The organism is Amycolatopsis orientalis DSM 40040 = KCTC 9412 (assembly GCF_000478275.1).
Lineage (GTDB): Bacteria > Actinomycetota > Actinomycetes > Mycobacteriales > Pseudonocardiaceae > Amycolatopsis > Amycolatopsis orientalis.
This window is the reverse complement of record NZ_ASJB01000099.1, coordinates 61,333-80,495: the sequence shown is the minus strand read 5'-3', so window position 1 is coordinate 80,495 and position 19,163 is coordinate 61,333. Positions and strand designations below refer to the sequence as shown.

Genomic DNA, 19,163 nt, shown 5'->3' with positions numbered 1-19,163 from the left:
GTGATGAACGTGGCATTCATCGTGGCCGGAAAGGACTTGCGGCAGCGGTTGCGTGACCGGTCCGCGTGGATACTCGGGTTCCTGGCGCCTGTGGCGGTCGCCATGCTGGTCAGTTTCGCGTTCCGCGGTGCGGAGACCTTTCACACCGATGTCGCCGTCATCAACGAAGACGGTGGTGCGCTGGCGGCGGCGTTCACCGCTCACCTGGCCGGCCCTGAACTGGAATCGGTACTGAGTATCGTCGAGGTGAAGGGAACGGCCGAGGCACGGGCACTTCTCGACGAGGGTGATCTCGGGGCGGCCTTCGTCCTGCCGAGCGGTTTCTCGGCTGCCGCCACCGGCGGCGAGGTCGGCCCGATCACCGTACTGTCCAGTGTGGACTCGCCACTGGCCGGTTCGGTCGCGAGGTCGGTCGCCGGATCGTTCGTGGCGCAGCTGAACGCCGACCGCCTTTCGGTCGCGGTGGCTCTCGCCGCCGGAGCACCGCCGGAAGGCCTGCCGGAGGTCGCGGCCGGGCTGCGTCTGCCGGAGCGGGTCGTCCCCAAGGCCGCCGGCACCGAGAAGCTCACCGGTGTGGGTTATTACGGGCCGGCGATGGGGATCTTCTTCATGTTCTTCGCGATCGGGTTCGGCGCCAAGGGTTACTTCGAGGAACGCAGGAACGGGACTCTCGACAGGATCGGCGTCGCGCCGGTCCGGCCTCGTTCGGTCCTGGTCGGCAAAGCGCTGGCGACGTTCGTCTACGGTGCCGCGAGCCTGTCGTCGGTCGCGGTCGTGACCAGTCTGTTCTTCGGCGTGGATTGGGGTCCGCCACTCGCCGTCGCCGCGGTCATCGCGGCGCTGGCACTGACGCTGGTCTGCCTGACGGCCTTCGTCATCGCCATCGCGGGAAGCGACCGCCAAGCCGACGGTATCGCCTCGATCATCATCTTCGGGCTGGTGCTGCTCGGCGGGAACTTCGTCCTGATCGGCGGCGCACCGGAGTTCATGCGTCGCTTGGCACTCCTCACCCCGAACGGCTGGGCGTTACGTGCCTTCACCGATCTCGCCGGCGGCGCCGACTGGACCAGCGTCGTCCTGCCGGTGATGGCGATCCTCGCGTTCTGTGGAGTCGTCTCGGTCGCGACCGTGGTGTTGTACCGGAGGAAATCGCGATGAACATCCTGACGATCGCGGCGGTGTCGCTACGGCGAATGGTGGGAGACCGGATCGCGCTGTTCTTCATGGTGCTACTGCCGGTGGTCGTGATCTTGGTGATCGGGACGGTCATGCAAGGCCAGTCCGGGTTCAGGATCGGGCTGGTGGCCGGGGAAGGGCGGCTGGCCGGCGAACTGACGCAGAGTCTCGACCGGGCCGACGCGCTGGTGATCAGCCGGTTCGGTGGCCAGGCCGAGGCAACGGATGCCCTGCGCCGTAACGAGATCGACGCCGTCCTGCTCGTTCCCGCCAACCTGGACGGCATCTTGACAGGCGGTGGATCGGTCGAGTTCCCGTTACTGGTCACCAGTTCGGCCGGATCCGGCCAGGTTGCGTGGTCCGCTGTGGCATCGGTGATCGCCGACCACGCGTCGGTCGCGCAGGCCGCCGGATTCGCCGCACGGCAGACCGGACAGTCCTTCGAAGCCCTGCTCCCGATGGCCCGGTCGCTCGACACCACGACACCCCAGGTGCTGGTCCGCTCGGAAGTGGTCGGCAGTGCGGGTGAGGTCCTGCCGCCAGGGTTCAGCTACAGCGCGCCGACGATGCTGGTGTTCTTCGTCTTCATCAACGCGATGGCCCTGGGCGCGGCCTTGATCCAGACCCGGGATCTGGGCGTCCACGCACGGATGATGGCCGGACCGATCCGTTCACGCGATGTCGTACTCGGCGAAACGCTCTGCTATCTCGTGCTGGCCCTGCTCCAGTCGGCACTGATCATCGGCGTCGGTTCCCTGCTCTTCGGCGTGAGCTGGGGCGATCCGTTCGCGGCCGCGGCACTGACGATCACTTGGGCGCTGGTCGGTGCCGGGGCGGGGATGTTGAGCGGGACCGTCTTCCGGACCCCCGAGCAGGCGTCGGCCATCGGGCCCGCGGTCGGGATCGGGGCAGGCATGCTCGGTGGCTGTACCTGGCCGCTGGAGATCGTGCCACCCGCGGTCAGGATCATGGGACACGCCACCCCGCACGCCTGGGCCGTCGACGCCTGGACGGCGATCCTTTCCCGGGGTAGTGGCCTGTCCGGCATCCTGGGGCCCTTGGCGATTCTCGTCGCGTTCGCCTCTCTGTTCCTCGGTGTGGCCGTTCTGCGGATGAGGCGATCTCTGTTCGCCTAGCACGGTGCGGAGCGGCCTGAAGTGATGACAGGTGCGAGCCGGAGCTTCTGGCCCGGTACCCTGGGGGGTACCAGAGGAGGTCGGTGTGGAGCTGAACGAAGACGTGGTCGCGGATGTGCGCAAGCGGCTGCGGCGGGCGCAGGGCCAGGTCGGTGGCCTGATCCAGATGATCGATGACGGCCGGGACTGCCGGGACGTCATCATTCAGCTCGCCGCCGTGTCGCGGGCACTCGACCGGGCCGGGTTCCGGCTGATCGCCAGCGGGCTGGAACAGTGCCTGTCCGATGACTCCGAGCAGGGCGCCGCGGATCGTGAACAGCTCGAGAAGCTGTTCCTCACCCTGGCCTGACGCTCCAGGCGGCAGGACGGAGGGAAGTTCCGCCTGCCCTTTCCGTACTCAGCGGCGGCCGAACAGGCGCCGGGACTTCCGCTCGGGCCGTTCGGCGGAACAGGAGCAGCGCTGGGCGGCGGGTACGTCGCCCAGTACCTGCTCGACGTGGTCGCCGCAGCCGCGGTAGGTCGGCTTCCCGCACTTCGGACAGACGATCTTCTGGCACATCTGGGTTCCTCACCAGGGTCAAGGCCACTTCTTGTGTTCAGTATACCCCCAGGGGTACCAGTCGAGCCAGGCGTCCCGGTGGTCACGCGTACAAGGGACCAAGAGCACTGGATATTCGCGTTCTGGCGCTGAGATGCTGGTTCAGGCCAAGGAAGTGCCGGTTTTCCACTATGCCCCCCGGGGTATCAAGAGATCGCCGGTCCGGTTGCGGTATCCTGGATTCTAATACCCCTGGGGGTATGAAAGGAGGATCATGATCGAGATCATCGCCATCGACACGCCGACCTTGGGCGACCGCAGTTACCTTGTCGGTGATGGCGAGGTGGCGTTCGTGGTCGACCCGCAGCGCGATATCGATCGCGTCCTGGACCTGGCCCGAGCGCGCGGGCTGCGGATCACGGACGTATTCGAAACCCATATCCACAACGACTACGTGACCGGTGGACTCGCGCTGGCTCGCGCCACGGGTGCGGCTTATCACGTGAACGCCGCCGATCCGGTTTCCTTCGAACGCGCGCCTGTCGGGGACGGTGACGTGGTCGAGGTCGGGCCCTCCCTGCGCGTGCGCGCACTCGCGACACCAGGGCATACGTTCACGCATCTGTCCTATGTCCTGGAAGCACCGGATCGGGTCCCGGCCGTGTTCACGGGCGGTTCCCTGCTGTACGGCTCGACCGGCCGTCCCGACCTGCTCGGCCCCGACCACACCGGCGAGCTGGTGAAGCGCCAGTACGCGTCGGCGCATCGGCTGGCCGAGGTACTGCCGGACGACGCCGAGATCTACCCCACGCACGGATTCGGCAGCTTCTGCTCCGCCACCCAGTCGGCGGCCGACCGGTCGACGATCGGCCGGGAGAAGCGGGTCAACCCGGTGCTGAGCCAGGACGAACAGGCCTACGTCGACGAACTGCTCGCCGGTCTGGACGCCTATCCGGCCTACTATGCGCACATGGGCCCGGCGAACAGCGCGGGCCCTGACGCCCCAGACCTCACCGCGCCCGCGAAGGCCGAACCCGGCGAGCTGCGTTCGCGCATCGAAGCGGGGGAGTGGGTGGTGGACCTGCGTTCACGGACCGCGTTCGCGGCGGGTCATCTGGTCGGGAGCCTCAACTTCGGCATAGACGGCAGTTTCGCCACCTACCTGGGCTGGCTCATCCCGTGGGGCACCCCGCTGTCCCTGCTCGGAGAGACCCCCGAACAGGTCGCCGAAGCGCAGCGTGAACTGCTCCGGATCGGCGTCGACCGCGTCGAAACCGCGGCGACGGGCACTCCCGCGGAATGGTCGGGCGGTGCGTCACTGGGCACGTTTCCCCGGGCGCGCTTCGAAGAGCTGGCCTTGGTCCGCCACCACCGGCCGGTGACCGTTCTCGACGTCCGGCGCGATCTGGAATGGGCCCGCAGCCACATCGACGGCGCCCTGCACGTCCCCCTGCACGAGCTGCTGGGCCGCGTGGGCGAGGTGCCTGCCGGTGAAGTCTGGGTGCATTGTCAGGCGGGCTACCGTGCCTCGATCGCGGCTTCGGTGCTCGCGGCGGCCGGGCGCCGGGTCGTCGCGGTGGACGACGAGTTCGATCGGGCGGCGCGGGCCGGACTGCCCATGGCCGTCGGCTGAGGCCGGCGCCATGACGATGCTGCCGGCCGTGGCGTTCGGCCTCGTCATCGGCGCCGCACTGGGCATGCTCGGTGCGGGCGGCTCCATTTTGGCGATCCCGGCGCTGGTCTATGGGGTCGGGTTGCCGCTCAGTGCGGCGATCCCGACGTCGCTGCTGGTCGTGGCGGTGTCAGCGGCCGGTGGTCTGGTGGCCAGATGGCGGGCGAGGGTGATTCGCTGGCCCGTCGCGCTCGTCTTCGCCGCGGCGAGTGTGCCGGCCGCGTTCGCCGGTACCGCACTCGGAAAGCTGCTGCCGGACAGATGGGTGCTGGTCGCGTTCGCCGTCCTGATGGCGGTGGTGGCGGTACGGATGCTCACGGCCACCAGCGAGCCGGAAGGTGCCTGCCGCGTCGGCGAGGGCGAGGTGAACTGGCGCAGGTGCCTGCCCAAGGCGCTGTGCGCCGGTGCCGTCGTGGGCGTGCTGACCGGTCTGTTCGGTGTCGGCGGCGGATTCGTCATCGTGCCCGCGCTGACCATGCTGCTGGGACTCACCGCGCCGGAAGCGGTCGCGACCTCGCTGGTGGTCATCGTGCTCACCTCGCTGGGCGGGCTGGCCGCACACGCGACCACGGTGCCGGACCTCGCCGTCGCGCTGTCCTTCGCCGGAGCGGCCCTCCTGGCTTCGCTGGTGGCCGGTCGGTTCGGAAGCCGGCTGCCGGAGCGGATCGTCCGGCGCGCGTTCGCCTCTCTGGTTCTGACGGTCGCGGCCGGAGTCGCGACCGCGGCGGTATTCGCACCCGCCGCACTGCACGGCGGATGAGATACCGGCTGTCACCGGGAAAGAAAGGAATGCTCACCATGAGGTACGACCTGAGTGTCACCCTGGAACTGCCGTACGAGAAGGCCATCGCCGACGTGCGCGCGGCGCTGAAGAAGCAGGGCTTCGGGGTGCTGACCGAGATCGATGTCAAGGCGACCATGCGCGAGAAGCTCGACGCCGACATGGAGCCTTACGTGATCCTCGGCGCGTGCAATCCGGCGCTGGCCCACCGCGCGTTGGAGGTGGATCGCATGATCGGTCTGCTGTTGCCCTGCAATGTCGTCGTCCGCGCCGTCGGTGCCGAGCGCACGCTGGTCCAGGCGCTCGATCCGCGGGTGATGATCGACGTGCCCGAACGCGAGGAACTCCGCCCCGTCGCCGACGAGGCGGGCAAACGCATCCGTGCGGCGCTCGAAACCCTGACCACGCCCTGAGGTGAGCGGACGGAGCGCGGACGTGAACCGCATTGGTGTCGAAGGCGCCGGTAAGACGGACTGCCTGCTGCCACGGCACCGGCCGGGGTTTGGTCCTGGGGGGAGCGGTCGGATCAGGTCAGGTGGGTGCCGGCGAAAGATGAGGTCTCCGGCACCCGGACCGGACGGTCAGGCGGACGCCGGGACCGGTCCACCGTTGGCCGGTGCTTCCTGCGCCGGAACCGTGATGACCGGCTCCACCGGTGACGGGACCGAAGCGTTCGCCGCCGCCGCTTCGCGGGACAGGAACGAGCCCAGTTCGCCGATGGTGCTCATCAACGGTGCGGGGAACACGACGGTGGTGTTCTTGTCCACCCCGATCTCGACCAGGCTCTGCAGATTGCGCAGCTGGAGCGCCAGCGGGTGCTCCATCATCGTGTCCGACGCCGCGCCCAGCGCCGCGGCGGCCTGTGCCTCACCCTCGGCGTTGATGATCTTGGCTCGCTTCTCCCGCTCGGCCTCGGCCTGCTTCGCCATCGCCCGCTTCATCGATTCCGGGAGCTGGATGTCCTTCAGCTCGACCAGGGTCACTTCCACACCCCAGTCGAGCGTGGTCACGTCCAGGATCTGGCGGATGTCCCGGTTGATGGCGTCGGTTTCGGACAGGGTCTCGTCCAGCGTGTGCTGTCCGACCACCTTCCGCAGGGTCGTCTGGGCGATCTGATCGATCGCCGCGTAGACGTTCTCGATCGCGACGACCGACTTCACCGCATCCACGACACGGAAGTAGGCGACCGCGGACACGTCGACACTGACGTTGTCCCGGGTGATGATGCCCTGCGACTGGATCGGCATCGTGACGATGCGCAGCGACACCCTTCGCAGCACGTCGATCACCGGGATGATCAGCCGCAGACCCGGTTCCCGCACCCCGACGACCCGGCCCAGCCGGAACAAAACACCCTTCTCGTACTGCTTCACGATTCTGATCGACAAACCCGCCACCAGCAGCACAGCGGCGGCGATGGCGGCAATGGTCCAGCTACCCATGACGATTCTCCGTTCGACGGTAGAGCATGACCCCAGCCAAGTCCTCGGACATCGCCTCGCCTACAGCCGGAAGTCAGCCCGGGCCGGGACCTTCGGGCCACACGATCGCCTCCCGAGGGCTCGCCGCTCCGCACCGCCAGGGACCACCTGGATCACGAAGCCCATCGGACAGACTGACAGGACACGGCTTAGGTCCCCGGCCGAGCGGACCTAAGCCTCTGACTCCGGCGTGATCACAGCCGGAGCATCGGAGGCAGTGGAGGAACCGTGGTGACAGTCGAGGAAAGAACCCGTCGTCCTGCGGCCGGGGCCCGTCGCGCCGCCCGTTCGACTTCACGGGAGCTTCCTGCGTCTGACCGCTGACGGGGCGTGTTCTGCTGGTCATCGGTGTCCCCGGATCGGTTATCGGAGCACTGGCCCAGCCGGTGACCGTCGTGCGTGCGGGAATCCGTTCCCGCGACTGGGAAAACCGGTCATGGCTGCTGAATTTCCGTTCCTCGCAGAGAAAGGTGAGTCATGACAGACTCCGAGACGATCTCCCCCGACCGCGTGTCCGAGCGTGAAGACGGGGGCCTGCTGATCGACCGTTTCCTGCCCCGGTTCGACGTGACGCTGATCGAACATGTCGTCGTCGACGCCGCCGTCGCGGAGACCTGGCAGGCGGTCCGGGATCTGGACCTGACGCGGGTCCACACGCCATTGATGGACGTGGCCATGTCCGCCCGGGGAATTCCGGCCGGCCTGGCCCGGTGGCTCGGAAGGGCCAAGCCCGCGGAGCCGCTCACCGAACTGAAGCTGGACAGCCCTGGATTGCCGGGATGGCTGTCGCTCGGGAGGACCGACGGGCAGGAGATCGTGCTCGGCGCGATCGGCCGGTTCTGGCGACCCGACATTCAGTGGTACGACGTGACCGGGATGAGTCCCGACGAGTTCGCCGTATTCGCCGAACCGGGCTGGGGACGGATCGCGGCCGGGTTCTCGCTGCGTCCCTACGGCAATGCCCGCACCCTGGTCTCCTACGAGGCGCGCACCGCCACCGACGACCTCGCTTCCGCGCGCCGGTTCGCGCGCTACTGGTGGCTCGTCCGGCCTTTCGTGCGCATTGTCATGCGGGCGACGCTGGGCGTGATCCGCCAGGACGCCGAATCCCTGTGCGACGGTCATACGGTCGAGACGACGATGGCGAGCCCGATACGGCGATGGGAACGGTGGCTCTACCGCGGCGGCCGGCCTCATCGCGTGGCCCGCGCGCTGAACCACGGTGCGGCCCTCGCCTACGCGGCCGGCGTGCTGCCCCGCCGGGCGGTGACGCTGCAGGTCCCCGGACGTCATTCGGGCCGACTCGTCTCGGTGCCCTTGGTGGTGGCCGACCACGAAGGCGAGCGCTACCTCGTGGCGATGCTCGGGCCGGGCACCCAGTGGGTTCGCAACGTTCACGCGGCAGACGGTCATGTCGTACTGCGACACGGGCGCTCCGAACACGTTCACCTCGAGGAGGTGTCACCGGAACTGCGCGCACCGGTGCTGCGCCGTTATCTCGCCTGTGCTCCGGGTGCCCGGCCCCACATTCCGGTCGACCGCCATGCGCCGATCGAGGACTTCGCCGACGTCGCGGCCGGCATCCCGGTCTTCCGCGTGGTGAGCGAGCAGGCGTCCCGATAGCGGCGCCGAAGGGTCCTGGTCACCGGGGCCACGGCCACTCCCGTGTGCCCCTTCAGCGCAACACGCCGGAAGGCGACGGAAGCGAGGAAGGCCATGAGGAATGCGATGTGAGTCCTGCTGGCCGAGGCCGTGATCGGCGATTCCGACGCGCTCGCGAAAGCGCTGTACGAAACAGGCTGCCGTCATCCGGAAAGTGTCTCTTGTGGACAGTGACGCGTTGGATCTCTTCGGCACGTCATGTTCGTCCTGCCCTCGATGACCCGAATCGTCACTCAAGACCTCAGGCCCAAGTCGGACGAAAGCCCACGCCGGGCATCTCACGGCATCGGGGTGGCCCTGGTGCCGGTCGGCGCGCCAAAGGGCGGCGTGCCAAAGGGCGGCGTGCCGTTCATCGTTCGCTGTACAGGCGTTGCTGATCCGGCCGTGGGAGCGTTGTCCCGGCATCGAAGCATTTCCCTGCCTACGCCCCGTCGTCCCGGGATCGATCCTTCCGAATCGGAACCTCGATCAGCTCGAGGTGTTCGTGCCGGTCGAACGATACTGGCGCTCGACTCGTGACGTGCTCGCCCGAATGTGCGGCGGCATACCAGTGCGCCTCCGTCGTCCCTTCGTTTCGCGAATGGCGGCAGGGCCCCGGACCAGGTGAGGCTTGCTCACCTGATGGGGCCCCGTGCGGAATCCTCGTCGAGCAGATCGGTCGGCTCGGGCTCGAGAATGTCGCCGGCGCGGTGCCGGGCGGCCAGGTCGTCGACCTCACAGGTCACGCCGTCCAGCTCGCACCACCGCTCCGCCACGGCCGTCGCCTCTTCATCGGACTCGCAGAGTTCGCGTCGCAGCAGTCTGCCGTCCTGATAGATACGGACCTCGACGGTGCGGCCGTCTTCCGAGTCGTCACGCCATAGTTCGGTCATACCTGCACCGTGTCGCATCGCGGCCACGGGGTGGTAGTGACCTACGGCCCCAGGACGAAGGTCGTTTGCCGCCTCGGCCGACTTCCGACGGTCGGCAACCGAGGGGCTTGTGGACCACCGGGCACCTGGTCGCCGCAGCGGCCGGACGGTTCAGCGATGGAGGGCCTTGCGGCGCACGAATCCGATGACAGCGGTGCCGACGAAGAGCACGATGCCGACGATCGCCAGCCAGAAGAGACCTTCAAAGGCGAATCCGATGACGGCGACGATCAGCCAGAGGACCAGGAGAACGATGACCAGGATCAGCATGGTCGACCTTCCGGAAGAGTTGTTTTCATGGAGTTCTCAAAACGATTGTGGTTGGGTCAACGAACTTTCTCGGGAATCTCCTCGAGGGCGCGCAGCAGCCGAATGGCGAGTACGTGACAGTCTTCGGCCGACAAAGCGGAATTTTCTTTCAGCACATTCTCCACGAGCTTCACTCGCTGGTCGTATCGCGATACATAGGTCGGGTTGGTGGTCATTGCTCGCCCCTGTCGGCAGTTGAGCCTCCTTGACAGAACGATGTTCTCTCAGCCGCGGGGGGAGAAGGAAGGGCGGAAGGCACTCTTTTCACCAGACCAACGACTCTGAAGGCGAGGTCAAGCCTCGTAGCCGAGGATGGTCGCCATACCGGTTTCGTGGTGGTAGGTGTTGTGGCAGTGGATCATCCATTGGCCGGGGTTGTCCGCGGCGAGATCGCAGGTGGCGATTCGGCCGGGGAGCACGATGACGGTGTCCTTGCGGGGGCCGGTGTCGCCCAGTTGGAAGGTGTGGCCGTGGATGTGCAGGGGGTGCCACATCATCGTCCGATTGCGAATGGTGAGCCGGACGCGTTGGTCCTCGCGGATCAGCAGGCGCTGTGCGTGGTCGAACGGCAGGCCGTTGATTCCCCAGTCGTAGCTCATCATGCCGCCGGTCAGGTCGAGCCGGTGTTCCACGTCGGGTGCCTTGGCGGGCAGCCGCACGTGTTCGACCGGCGTGAGCCTGTCGTAGGGAAGGAGCTCGCCATCCAGTTCCGCCGGGAGGATCGAGGCCGGTGGCGGAGTTCCGACGGCGGTGCGCACCAGGGCCAGTGCGGTGGCGCCCTTGCCCTCGGCGAGCGCGATGAGCGGGAAGATCCCGTCGCCGAGGGTGACGGTGACGTCGTAGCGTTCGCCCATGCCGATGACCAGGGTGTCGGTGTCGACGGGCCGGACCGCGAAGCCGTCGGTGTGGGTGACCCGCATGCGGTGCGAGCCGAGGGCGATACGAAAGGCCGTGTCGGAGGCCGCGTTGATGAATCGGATACGTGCGCGCTGCCGGGGCCGCGCGGTGAACGTGACCGGGGCGGCCGGGACTCGGCCGTTGATCAAGTAGTACGGGTAGCGGACGTCGCCGCCCAGTGTTGTGCCGCCACCCATTCCGTGCCTCGATCCCATGCCGCCCGCGCCTTGGCGCAGCCGGGTGAGGACCTCGTCGGGAGTGGTGCCGGTGCCGTCGATCCAGTCGTCGAGAACGACGGTCCAGTCGTGGTCGTAGCCGCCGGGGTCGGCTGGGTCTTCGACGATGACGGGTGCGTAGAGGCCGCGGTCGAGCTGGGTGCCGGAATGGGGATGCAACCAGTGGGTACCGGGGGTGTCGGCGATGAACCGGTAGGAGAACGAGTCACCGGGTGCGACGGGGTCCTGGGTGAGTGGAGGTGCGCCGTCCATGTCGTTGCGCAGCGCCAGGCCATGCCAATGGATGGTGGTGTCGGCGGGCAGCCGGTTGGCCAGCTCGGCCTGGATGACGTCGCCGGCGCGGACGCGGATCTCCTTGCCGGGCACGGAACCGTCGTAGGTCCAGGTGGTCACCTGCGGACCGCCGAGGTCGACCTGGGCCGCCTGAGCGGTGAACCGGAAATCGTGGGTCCGGCCGGTGGTCCGGCGCCGCGCTTCCACCTCTCCGATCCGGGGGCTGGTGGGCAGGATCAAGGGCGCTCTGATTTCCCCAGGCGTGCACGCGGTGAGCAGCCCGGTTCCGGCCAGCGCCAGCCCGGCACGGACGAAGGTGCGGCGGTCGATGGTGCTCATCGTGAGGTAGGCACCGCCTCGGGCGGCGGTACCGCGTGATGTCGGCGCAGCCGGTTGGCGTTGCCGACGACCGACAGGGAGGACAGGGCCATCGCCGCGGCGGCGATCATCGGCGACAGCCGCAACCCGAGCAGCGGGTAGAGCACTCCCGCCGCGACGGGCACACCGATGGCGTTGTAGACCAGTGCGAAGAACAGGTTCTGCCGGATGTTGCGCATGGTGGCGCGGGACAGGCGGATCGCGGTGACCACTCCGGCGAGTGACCCGGAGATGAGGGTGATGTCGGCGGCTTCGATGGCGATGTCGGTTCCGGTGCCGATGGCCAGTCCGACGTCTGCCTTGGCCAGTGCCGGGGCGTCGTTGATGCCGTCGCCGACCATGCCTACCCGGCGCCCTTCCGCTTGCAGGCGGCGGATTTCGTCGGCCTTGTGCTCGGGCAGGACTTCGGCGAGCACGCGGGTGATGCCGACCTGGCTGGCGATCGCGGCGGCTGTACGGGCGTTGTCCCCGGTGATCATGACGACCTCGACGCCGAGCCGGTGCAGTGCGGTGATCGCGGCGGCGGAGTCGTCCTTGACGGTGTCGGCCACCGCCAGCACCCCGGCGGACCGGCCATCGACCGCGGCCAGGATCGGGGTCTTGCCCTCAGCGGCCAGCCGCACGCTGATCGGATCGAGCCGGCTGGTGTCGATCCCGGCGTCGGTCAGCAGGCGCGCGGTGCCGACGAGCACGTCGTGCCCGGCAACGACGGCTCGCACGCCTTTGCCGGTGACCGAGTCGAACCCGGTGGCTGACGGCACGGTGAGACCGCGGTCGCGGGCTCCGGCGACGATGGCCGTGGCCAGCGGGTGTTCGCTGTCGGCTTCGGTGGCGGCCACCGACGCGAGCAATGCGGATCCGGACAGCGTGCCGGTGACCTCGACATCGGTGAGGGCGGGCTTGCCGGCGGTGATGGTGCCAGTCTTGTCCAGCACGATCGTGTCGAGCTTGTGTGCGGTCTCGAGCGCCTCGGCGGACCGGATCAGGATGCCCGCGCGGGCACCCTTCCCGGTTCCGACCATGATCGACAGCGGGGTCGCCAAGCCGAGCGCGCACGGACAGGCGATGATCAGCACGGCGACCGCGGACACCAGGGCGAGCGTCAGCGCGGGCGGTGGGCCGATGACGAACCAGACGGCGAAGGCGGCGATGGCGATCGCGATCACGGTCGGGACGAAGTAGGCGGAGGTCGCGTCGGCCAGGCGCTGGATCGGCGCTTTGGACGCCTGTGCCTGCTGCACCATCTCGATGATCCGGGCCAGCATGGTGTCGGAGCCGACTTTGGCCGCGCGCACGCGCAGGGAACCGGTGGTGTTGAGCGTGGCGCCGATGACCGTGTCGCCGGCGCGTTTGGTGACCGGCATGGGCTCCCCGGTCACCATCGACTCGTCCACAGCGGACTGTCCTGACAGGACAGATGAGTCGACCGGGATCTTCTCTCCCGGACGGATCAGGAGTTCATCGCCGACTTCGACCTCGTCGATCGGGATTTCGGCTTCGGTCCCGTCGCGCAGGACGCGGGCGGTGCGGGCTTGCAGGCCGAGCAGGGCGCGGATGGCTTCGCCGGTGCCTGCTTTGGCGCGTGCTTCGAACAGCCGGCCGAGCATGATCAGGGTGAGGATCACGCCGACGGCTTCGAAATACACCTCGCGCAGGTCGCTGGGCAGCAGGCCGGGGGCGAGCGTGACCAGCAGGCTGTACCCGTAGGCCGCGACGGTGCCGAGAGTGATGAGGCTGTTCATGTCCGCGCCGCGGTGGACCAGGGTCAGCCATCCGGTGCGGTGGATCGGCCACCCGGTATAGAACATCACCGGCGTGATCAACGCGAGCTGGACCCAGTGGTCCAGGAGCACGGCAGGCACCCGGTCCGCGCCGAACAGCGACTGGGCCATCACCGCGAACAACACCGGCAGGGTGAGCACCGCACCGACAAGGACCCGGCGGGTCAAGCCGGTGACCTCGGCGCGCCGTTCCTCGGCTTGGGCGGCCTCGGCGTCGACGGCTGACGGTGCGCCTGCTGCTGCTGCCGTCCGTGCGGGTGATTCCTGGAGATCCCCGTCCGGCTGAGCGGGCTCGGTGCCCGGTTCGACGATGAGCGTGCCGTGGATCATGTTCATACCGCAGGCGAAGCCGAATGAGCCGGACCGTGCCGGGGTGAGGCGGACGGTCGTGCTCTGGAACGCGGGCAGCGCCGCGCCGATGTGGAGGTCGGGGAACACGATCCGCGAGGTGCAGTCGCCGCTTTCCCGCCGGTCGAACACCAGCTCCACCGGCACACCCTGGCGGACTTGGATCACGTCCGGGCGGTAGCCACCGCGCACGGTGATCCGGACCCGCTGCACTCCGCCTGCCAGGCGCGCGGTCCGCGCCCGCCGCGGTCCGAAGAAGAACCAGCCCAGCGAGGCGATGGCAGCCACGGCCGCAACGACGACCGCGATGTCGGAGACGGTCATGAGGGACTCCTTGTGAAGTCGGCTGTCGTCCCGGCCGACTCTCCGCGCGGGTACTCCGCGGAGGTAGGGACCTTGCGACCTCGCGGACGAGGCGGAAGTCCCTGGCCGCGGCGGGCGGGTGAGGTGACCGTGGTGGTGGCCGGAGCGCTGAACCGGGTACTGATCTCGGGCAGGTGCGGTGTCACGGCGGCGGACACCTATCGCGAACGGCTTCCCCGGCCGGTGTTTCGCCGTTCGCAACCGGCCGGCCGCCTGGTCGTCTCCGGCGTCGCACACCAGCTGATACCCGCCGATTCCCTTGATCGTCACGGCGCCGCCGTTGCCGATCGTCTCGACCGCCGCCGTCCCGGTGATGGCCGCGCAGGACAGCTCCGGTCCGCGGGCCGGACAGGCGATGGGTTCGGCGTCATACGGAAGCTCGTCGACGATTGTCGCCCGCGGGCCGCGTCCGGAGCAGATGACGAAGGGATACCGGTAGCGCCGGTCGGCCGGGTCGAACAGTTCCTCCAGGCAGGCGGCGCAGGTGGCCAGATCCGGTGAAACGACGCGGGCCCCTGCCGTGGTCCAGCGGATACCTGCGTCGGGGAACTGGTCGCCTCCCGGCCGTTCGATCGTTTCGCTGTCCGGTCCGTCGCTCCAGTGCCGAAGGCCCCGTCGCACCGTGACCTCCGGCCGCAGCCTCGGTTTCGGCCGCCGCATATCGTCGGCAGGGGCGATTTCCGAATGCCTGGGGAACTGGAGGAGCGAATTCATGGCCACATCCGGGAGCCCTCTGATCGCCGCGATGACCGCGGCCGCGGCGCGGGCACGGCTGCTGGTCGCGGTTCCGCCGACCGGTGAGATCACCAGGTTGTTCACCGAGCCGGCCGCCAAGTCGTCGTCTGTGTGGACGGCAGCCCGTTCAGCGGGCATGAGGGACATCGCCGGTCTGTTCACGGGCGAAGACGCACTGCCCTCTCCCGGTGAATCGGTGCGTGAGACCGGACGAGCCGGGTGATGGAGTTGACCACTGTCGATCGTGAGAATGTCGCGCACTACGGGCTTCCCGTTCCCGAAGTGCTGCTGTTGGCCGAAACCGACGCCGTTGCCGGGCTTTCGCGTGAGGTATGGCGACAGCGGCAGGCGGACGTCGGACTCAACGAACTGCCACACCGACGGGGCCGGAACTGGGCGGTGCGACTGCTCGGACAGCTGCACCATCCGCTGATCTACGTTCTCCTCGCGGCGGCATCCGTCACCGCGGTACTCGGCGAAGCCGTCGACGCCACCGTGGTTTTCGGTGTGGTCATGGTAAACGCGATCATCGGGTTCCTCCAGGAAGCGCGCGCGGAACGGGCGCTGGACGCGCTGGTGGCGATGGTGCGGACCGAGACCACCGTAGTCCGGGACGGTGTCACCGAACGGGTGCCCTCGATGGAGCTGGTACCGGGCGACGTCGTCCTGATCGAGCCGGGCGATCAGGTCGGTGCGGATCTCCGTCTGGTGGCCACCGGCGAACTGCGGATCGACGAGTCGGTACTGACCGGCGAGTCCGTACCGTCGGCGAAGAATTCGCTCGTGTTGCCACCGGATACCGCGCTGGCCGATCGCACCAACATGGCGTACTCGGGCACCTTGGTGACCTCGGGGACAGGGCGCGGGGTCGTGGTCGCGACCGGTGCGGGCACCGAGATCGGCCAGGTGCATCGCCTGGTCGGGACGACGGTTTCGGTCCAGACGCCGTTGACCCGCAAGCTCGCCAGGTTCAGCCGCTTGCTGACGATCGTGATCCTCGGTCTCGCGCTGTTCGGCATCGCGGTCGGGTTGCTGCGCGGCCAGCCGCCCGCGCAGATGGTGACCGCCGCCGTGGCCCTCGCGGTCGGGGCCATTCCCGAGGGTCTTCCGGCCGCGGTCACCGTGACGCTCGCGATCGGGGTGGCGCGGATGGCGCGCAGGCACGCGATCATCCGGCGGCTCCCCGCCGTGGAAACCCTGGGCAGCACGACGGTGATCTGCACCGACAAAACCGGGACGCTGACCGCCAACGCGATGACCGTCCGCGAGCTTGTGGTGGAGGGGCGCGGATACGCGGTCTCCGGCATCGGCTACGCGCCGGATGGCGCGGTCGTGCCCGCGCCGGATGCGGCGGCGCGAGAATGCCTGCTCGCCGCTTTGGCGTGCAACGACGCCCGGATCGCGGAAGAGGACGGTCGATGGCGGCCGATCGGGGATCCGACCGAGGCGGCATTGGTGGTCGCTGCCCGCAAGGCCGGACTGGACGCGGGAGACGTGCCGGAACGCGTCGAAGTCCTGCCCTTCAGCTCCGAACGCCGGTTCATGGCGACGAAGCATGCCAACGGGGTCGTCTATGTGAAGGGGGCCGTCGAGCGATTGCTCGGGTTGGCCGGTGCCGGTCACTGTGCCGAGGCCGAAGCCATGGCGGCCGAAGGGCTCCGGGTACTGGCGATCGGGCGCGCGGTCGATGTCGAACTGTCCGAAGAGGGCTTGCGTGGCAACGTCGTCGTACTCGGCCTGGTCGGTATGCGCGATCCGCCTCGTCCGGAGGCGATCGAAGCGGTTCGTGCCTGCCAGGAGGCGGGCATCGAGGTCACCATGATCACCGGTGACCATCCGGCGACCGCACAGGCGATCGCGGGGGAGTTCGGCATCGCTTCGGTCCACGCGAGGGTGTCGCCAGAGGAGAAACTCCGTCTGGTCAAGGAGATCCAGCAGCGCGGCGAGGTCGTGGCCATGACCGGCGACGGCGTGAACGACGCTCCGGCGCTCCGCCGCGCGGACATAGGTGTGGCCATGGGACGCGGCGGCACCGAGGTCGCGAAGCAAGCGGCCGACATGGTGCTCGCCGATGACAACTTCGCCTCCATCCGGGCCGCGGTGGAGGAAGGCAGGGCCGTCTTCGACAACCTGCGCAAGTTCATCATCTGGACGTTGCCCACGAACATGGCCGAAGGGCTGGTGATCCTCACCGCGATCCTGCTCGGCACCGCGCTGCCGATCCTGCCGGTGCAGATCCTGTGGATCAACATGACCACCGCGGTCGCGCTGGGCCTCACCCTGGCATTCGAGCCGCGTGAGCCGGGGGTGATGAGGCGCCCGCCTCTGCCGCCTTCGCTGCCGCTGCTGACCAGCGCTCTGGCCGGTCGCACGGTGTTCGTCTCGGCGATCCTGCTCGCGTGTTCGTTCGGCGCGTTCCAGTGGCAGGTCGCCGCCGGTGCGTCGCTGGACCTGGCGAGAACGGTCGCGATGAACGTGTTCGTCGGCGGCGAGATCGCCTACCTGATCAACTGCCGGTCGCTGGAAAATCTCCGGCCGCGTGTCGGATTTCTGCGCAACCGCTGGCTCCCCGCAGGTATCGCGCTGACCGCCGGGTTGCAGCTCGTACTGACCTACGTGCCGTTCATGAACACTCTGTTCCATACCGCGCCGATGCCATGGCACACCTGGATTCCGATTCCCGCGCTGGCCGCACTCACCTATGGCCTGGTCGAACTCGACAAGGCACGGCAGCGGCGCCGGAGCCGGCCGCAACATCCCGGCCGAGGCACCCAGCCCTGATCACACCCCTGAGCACGATGAGGTTCGCGATCAGCTACAGCACGCCCTACTTCGGCGTCGACCCCGACAAGAAACCCCATGGCGCGACACATCTGCCGGTCCACATCGGCGGTTCGAGCCGGGCCGTCGCCCGCCGTTCCGGGCAACGCGGCGACGGCTACTTCCCCGGGGGTGCGCTCACCCCGGACGAACGCCGCCTCCAGATCGAACTAGCCCGCCCGACCGCGACCGACGCCGGCCGGAGCGCGGACGCGCTGGAGTACACCCGATGGGGCTGAGCGCCACCGCCACCGAACCCGATCGGCAACGCGACCGGATGTCCGCGTTCGCGCCGCGATTCGCCCTCACGTCGGCGATCGCATGAGGACGCTCGGGACCGACCCCGGCACCGGGGAGCAGTCCGCTGGACGAACCATCTCCCGATGATCGTTCGAGTGAAGCCGAAGAACACCTCGCGTGGCACGTCAAAGCGGCACGTTACTGAGGTCTTCCGGCAGACAGGGCCGGAAGATACTGAGAGGTAAGGCAAACGTGGCGTGATCGACTCGATGCCGTGAAGGTCCCCTTGCCTACCCTCAAGGTAGCGAAGGAGGCCTTCACTACTTGGCGACCTACGTGAGGCTCCCTCGCGAGATGCACGTTCCTGAACGGGGTCGTGAGTGGCAAAGAGCGTTCTAACGCTCTTTGCCACTCACGACCACCTCGCGAAACCACACAAACGACCCAAGTCGGACACTTGTCTTCAGACGCGGGACGAGGCGCCCCGGGGCCATCTGTCGCGCGGCGAGCGGACCTGCGGGGGAGTGGGGCTGACCACGGCTGACAGACTGCGGGGATGATCGTCGGATACGTCCTCGCGCTGCTGGCGGCGCTGGCCTCGGGTGCCGGCTCGGTGCTGGAGTCGATCGGTGTCCGTCGCGCGGGCGCCTATGGCGGCAGCGCGCTGGACCTGGTGCACCTGCGGCGCCAGTGGATCTACTTCCTGGGCATCGGCGTCGACCTGATCGGCTTCACCGCGGCGGCGGCCGCGTTGCATCGGCTGCCGCTGTTCCTGGTCCAGTCGGTGCTGGCGTTCAGCGTCGGCGTGACCGCCATGATCTCGGCGTTCATGGGCACGCGCCTGGCGGCGCCGGGCTGGGTCGCGCTGGGAGTCGGGGCGATCGGGCTGATCTTGCTGGGCCTGTCGGCGCAGCCAGGGCCGGCCAAGGTGCTCCCGTCGGCCTGGCGCTGGGTCCTGCCCGCGATGGCGCTGGTCGTCGGGGCGATCGCGTGGTACGTCAGGCGGTTCGACCGACCGTGGGCCGCGCAGGTGCTCGGCTTCGCGACAGGCGTCGGCTTCAGTGTGGTCGGTATTTCGGCGCGCACTCTGGACGTCTCGTCGTCGGGCTGGGGGTTACTGGTGGAACCGGCCGTGTGGGCGATGATCCTCAACGGCCTGGCCGCGGCGGTCGCGTTCGCCCTGGCCCTGCAGAAGGGCGGCGCGACGGCGGTCAACGCGATCATGTTCACCACGAACACGGCGTTGTCCTCGGTCATCGGCCTGGTCTTCCTCGACGACAGGGTTCGCGACGGCTTCGGCGCCTTCACCGTCGTGGGCCTGCTCCTGGCCATGTCGGGCGCGATCGTCACCGCCCACTTCGCCACGCAGGCCAAGGAACCCGTCCGGGCCGCCTTGGCGGCTTCGTAGCCGGGAGAGGTGCCCGTG

The 19,163-nt window shown here is 68.4% G+C and carries 18 protein-coding genes; 11 read left to right on the top strand and 7 right to left on the bottom strand.

Annotated elements, in window-relative coordinates:
- The first annotated feature begins 3 nt into the window (after positions 1 to 3).
- The 3 genes from L324_RS39765 (at position 4) to L324_RS39755 (ending at position 2,661) form a co-directional block, all read left to right on the top strand.
- Entirely contained in the window at positions 4 to 1,158 is a 1,155-nt protein-coding gene (locus tag L324_RS39765; RefSeq protein WP_037321340.1) for an ABC transporter permease, read from the top strand.
- Positions 1,155 to 2,312, top strand: a complete 1,158-nt coding sequence (locus tag L324_RS39760; RefSeq protein WP_037321338.1) for an ABC transporter permease — start codon at positions 1,155 to 1,157, stop codon at positions 2,310 to 2,312. Before L324_RS39765 ends, L324_RS39760 begins: the two co-directional genes overlap by 4 nt.
- Positions 2,313 to 2,397: 85 nt before the next feature.
- Positions 2,398 to 2,661, top strand: coding sequence for a metal-sensitive transcriptional regulator (locus L324_RS39755; RefSeq protein WP_037321335.1), 264 nt, complete (start codon positions 2,398 to 2,400; stop codon positions 2,659 to 2,661).
- 48 nt (positions 2,662 to 2,709) lie between these two features.
- Here the strand turns inward: L324_RS39755 and L324_RS43185 are convergent, their stop codons facing one another.
- Positions 2,710 to 2,871: a DUF8730 family Cys-rich protein gene (locus L324_RS43185; protein WP_162835897.1), complete on the bottom strand. Its 162-nt coding sequence runs from the start codon at positions 2,869 to 2,871 to the stop codon at positions 2,710 to 2,712.
- Between the two features lie 253 nt (positions 2,872 to 3,124).
- On the opposite strand from L324_RS43185, the gene L324_RS39750 reads away from it, so the two are divergent.
- From L324_RS39750 to L324_RS39740, 3 genes are read left to right on the top strand one after another with little or no spacing between them, the layout of a single operon-like run.
- A complete protein-coding gene (locus L324_RS39750) occupies positions 3,125 to 4,483 on the top strand; it encodes an MBL fold metallo-hydrolase (RefSeq protein ID WP_037321332.1) in 1,359 nt (452 codons plus the stop codon).
- A gap of 10 nt (positions 4,484 to 4,493) precedes the next feature.
- Positions 4,494 to 5,282, top strand: a complete 789-nt coding sequence (locus L324_RS39745) for a sulfite exporter TauE/SafE family protein (RefSeq protein ID WP_081736622.1) — start codon at positions 4,494 to 4,496, stop codon at positions 5,280 to 5,282.
- Between the two features lie 38 nt (positions 5,283 to 5,320).
- Positions 5,321 to 5,716: a DUF302 domain-containing protein gene (locus L324_RS39740; protein ID WP_037321329.1), complete on the top strand. Its 396-nt coding sequence runs from the start codon at positions 5,321 to 5,323 to the stop codon at positions 5,714 to 5,716.
- 168 nt (positions 5,717 to 5,884) lie between these two features.
- On the opposite strand, the gene L324_RS39735 is transcribed toward L324_RS39740, so the two are convergent.
- Entirely contained in the window at positions 5,885 to 6,745 is an 861-nt protein-coding gene (locus L324_RS39735; RefSeq protein WP_037321327.1) for a slipin family protein, read from the bottom strand.
- Between the two features lie 516 nt (positions 6,746 to 7,261).
- Between L324_RS39735 and L324_RS43810 the strand changes: the two genes are divergently transcribed.
- A complete protein-coding gene (locus L324_RS43810; protein WP_235783787.1) occupies positions 7,262 to 8,407 on the top strand; it encodes a hypothetical protein in 1,146 nt (381 codons plus the stop codon).
- Positions 8,408 to 9,060: 653 nt separating this feature from the next.
- On the opposite strand, the gene L324_RS39720 is transcribed toward L324_RS43810, so the two are convergent.
- From L324_RS39720 to L324_RS39705, 5 genes are all read right to left on the bottom strand, one after another.
- Positions 9,061 to 9,318 (bottom strand): hypothetical protein, encoded by a 258-nt coding sequence (locus tag L324_RS39720; protein ID WP_037321323.1) that lies wholly within the window; start codon positions 9,316 to 9,318, stop codon positions 9,061 to 9,063.
- Positions 9,319 to 9,468: 150 nt separating this feature from the next.
- Positions 9,469 to 9,627, bottom strand: coding sequence for a hypothetical protein (locus tag L324_RS43180; protein ID WP_037321322.1), 159 nt, complete (start codon positions 9,625 to 9,627; stop codon positions 9,469 to 9,471).
- A gap of 56 nt (positions 9,628 to 9,683) precedes the next feature.
- Positions 9,684 to 9,842, bottom strand: coding sequence for a DUF6307 family protein (locus L324_RS43175; protein WP_162835896.1), 159 nt, complete (start codon positions 9,840 to 9,842; stop codon positions 9,684 to 9,686).
- A 117-nt stretch (positions 9,843 to 9,959) separates the two neighbouring features.
- Positions 9,960 to 11,411 (bottom strand): multicopper oxidase family protein, encoded by a 1,452-nt coding sequence (locus L324_RS39710; RefSeq protein WP_037321319.1) that lies wholly within the window; start codon positions 11,409 to 11,411, stop codon positions 9,960 to 9,962.
- The gene (locus tag L324_RS39705; RefSeq protein WP_161780911.1) at positions 11,408 to 14,563 is read right to left on the bottom strand and encodes a heavy metal translocating P-type ATPase; all 3,156 of its coding nucleotides are present in this window, start codon (positions 14,561 to 14,563) and stop codon (positions 11,408 to 11,410) included. The genes L324_RS39710 and L324_RS39705 overlap by 4 nt, the downstream gene beginning before the upstream one ends.
- 91 nt (positions 14,564 to 14,654) lie before the next feature.
- On the opposite strand from L324_RS39705, the gene L324_RS42940 reads away from it, so the two are divergent.
- The 4 genes from L324_RS42940 to L324_RS39685 all read left to right on the top strand — a co-directional run bounded on the left by L324_RS42940 (position 14,655) and on the right by L324_RS39685 (position 19,145).
- On the top strand, positions 14,655 to 14,900 hold the full coding sequence (locus L324_RS42940; protein ID WP_037321315.1) for a hypothetical protein: 246 nt from the start codon (positions 14,655 to 14,657) through the stop codon (positions 14,898 to 14,900).
- Positions 14,900 to 17,458, top strand: coding sequence for a cation-translocating P-type ATPase (locus L324_RS39695; RefSeq protein WP_037321312.1), 2,559 nt, complete (start codon positions 14,900 to 14,902; stop codon positions 17,456 to 17,458). Before L324_RS42940 ends, L324_RS39695 begins: the two co-directional genes overlap by 1 nt.
- Before the next feature lie 17 nt (positions 17,459 to 17,475).
- Positions 17,476 to 17,736: an LLM class flavin-dependent oxidoreductase gene (locus L324_RS43230; RefSeq protein WP_037321310.1), complete on the top strand. Its 261-nt coding sequence runs from the start codon at positions 17,476 to 17,478 to the stop codon at positions 17,734 to 17,736.
- A 557-nt stretch (positions 17,737 to 18,293) separates the two neighbouring features.
- Positions 18,294 to 19,145 carry a hypothetical protein gene (locus L324_RS39685; RefSeq protein WP_037321308.1) on the top strand — a complete coding sequence of 284 codons (852 nt, stop codon included), beginning with the start codon at positions 18,294 to 18,296 and terminating at the stop codon, positions 19,143 to 19,145.
- Positions 19,146 to 19,163: the final 18 nt, after the last annotated feature.

Excerpts from the sequence above, each read along its gene's own strand:
- L324_RS39765 (WP_037321340.1), top strand. The coding sequence starts at position 4 with ATGAACGTGGCATTCATCGTGGCCGGAAAGGACTTGCGGCAGCGGTTG.
- L324_RS39760 (WP_037321338.1), top strand. The coding sequence starts at position 1,155 with ATGAACATCCTGACGATCGCGGCGGTGTCGCTACGGCGAATGGTGGGA.
- L324_RS43185 (WP_162835897.1), bottom strand. The coding sequence starts at position 2,871 with ATGTGCCAGAAGATCGTCTGTCCGAAGTGCGGGAAGCCGACCTACCGC.
- L324_RS39750 (WP_037321332.1), top strand. The coding sequence starts at position 3,125 with ATGATCGAGATCATCGCCATCGACACGCCGACCTTGGGCGACCGCAGT.
- L324_RS39745 (WP_081736622.1), top strand. The coding sequence starts at position 4,494 with ATGACGATGCTGCCGGCCGTGGCGTTCGGCCTCGTCATCGGCGCCGCA.
- L324_RS39740 (WP_037321329.1), top strand. The coding sequence starts at position 5,321 with ATGAGGTACGACCTGAGTGTCACCCTGGAACTGCCGTACGAGAAGGCC.
- L324_RS39735 (WP_037321327.1), bottom strand. The coding sequence starts at position 6,745 with ATGGGTAGCTGGACCATTGCCGCCATCGCCGCCGCTGTGCTGCTGGTG.
- L324_RS43810 (WP_235783787.1), top strand. The coding sequence starts at position 7,262 with ATGACAGACTCCGAGACGATCTCCCCCGACCGCGTGTCCGAGCGTGAA.
- L324_RS39720 (WP_037321323.1), bottom strand. The coding sequence starts at position 9,318 with ATGACCGAACTATGGCGTGACGACTCGGAAGACGGCCGCACCGTCGAG.
- L324_RS43180 (WP_037321322.1), bottom strand. The coding sequence starts at position 9,627 with ATGCTGATCCTGGTCATCGTTCTCCTGGTCCTCTGGCTGATCGTCGCC.
- L324_RS43175 (WP_162835896.1), bottom strand. The coding sequence starts at position 9,842 with ATGACCACCAACCCGACCTATGTATCGCGATACGACCAGCGAGTGAAG.
- L324_RS39710 (WP_037321319.1), bottom strand. The coding sequence starts at position 11,411 with ATGAGCACCATCGACCGCCGCACCTTCGTCCGTGCCGGGCTGGCGCTG.
- L324_RS42940 (WP_037321315.1), top strand. The coding sequence starts at position 14,655 with ATGGCCACATCCGGGAGCCCTCTGATCGCCGCGATGACCGCGGCCGCG.
- L324_RS39695 (WP_037321312.1), top strand. The coding sequence starts at position 14,900 with ATGGAGTTGACCACTGTCGATCGTGAGAATGTCGCGCACTACGGGCTT.
- L324_RS43230 (WP_037321310.1), top strand. The coding sequence starts at position 17,476 with ATGAGGTTCGCGATCAGCTACAGCACGCCCTACTTCGGCGTCGACCCC.
- L324_RS39685 (WP_037321308.1), top strand. The coding sequence starts at position 18,294 with ATGATCGTCGGATACGTCCTCGCGCTGCTGGCGGCGCTGGCCTCGGGT.